Raw genomic sequence first — 884 nt, 5'->3', positions numbered from 1 at the left:
AGTTTTGTCTAAAGCCTGAGTATTAGTAGTTCCATTATCTCCTCCAAGTGAGATAGTGTTGCTTGAAAGAGTGGCTACCTTATTTATCTTAGCTTTAGCATCCGGTGTTAAATCTAATGTAATGTCAGTTCCTGTGGCAGTAGAAGTCAGGTATTGAGTATCTCCACTCTTAATTCCTAATTTAATTCCACCATTTTGATCAAGAGTTTGAGGCGTAGTAGATGTACTGTCTCCTGAAACAGTTACAGTATTTTTGCTTAATCCGTAAAGTTGACTTCCATTTACTGCATCCTTACTTGTAGCTGTTACATCTCCATTTGCAACATTTGTTATTTTCTTGTTAGCCGCATCTATTCCGGTAGCACTTAATTTTGGTCCACCATTATTAATAGTTACGCTGTCAAATTTAACGTCTTTCTTAGTTGCGAAAGTAAAGTCTTTTCCATTTTGTGTAATTTCAATGTTGTCTCCTGCATCAAATTTAACTGTATCTCCATTTTTTACATCTTCAACTGAAGGAGTATTAACTGTTCCTGTTGATGCAGTTGATGTTACTTTCCATGCAGAACTGTTTATAGCTTTTGCTACATCCTGTGTAGTCGCTATTCCATCTTTTCCTACAGTTCCGTCTGCTCCAGTTTTTCCATCAGCTCCGGCTTTTCCGTCAGCTCCAACTGCCAGTGTTCCTAAGTTTACATCGTACTTAACAACTCCATTTGGTCCAACTGTTGCTGTTGTATTGCTTCCATTTACAAAGTCAAGTCCGTCTGACAACTTAACTGTTTCAGGTGCCCCACCATTTGCTTTGTATTTGATTGTAGCGGCTGCTCCTGCATTATTTATTGCAGTATTTAACTGACCTAAGTTAACTGCATCGTTATTAG

Annotated in this window: 1 pseudogene; it reads right to left on the bottom strand. The window is 38.0% G+C overall.

Annotated elements, in window-relative coordinates:
* Window positions 1–884 (bottom strand): annotated as a pseudogene (locus HMPREF1984_RS06295) (adhesin); the annotation flags it as partial.

It is taken from the genome of Leptotrichia sp. oral taxon 215 str. W9775, from assembly GCF_000469505.1.
GTDB lineage: Bacteria > Fusobacteriota > Fusobacteriia > Fusobacteriales > Leptotrichiaceae > Leptotrichia_A.
The sequence above is the reverse complement of the archived record's forward strand: the minus strand, read 5'-3'. Positions and strand labels throughout refer to the sequence as shown.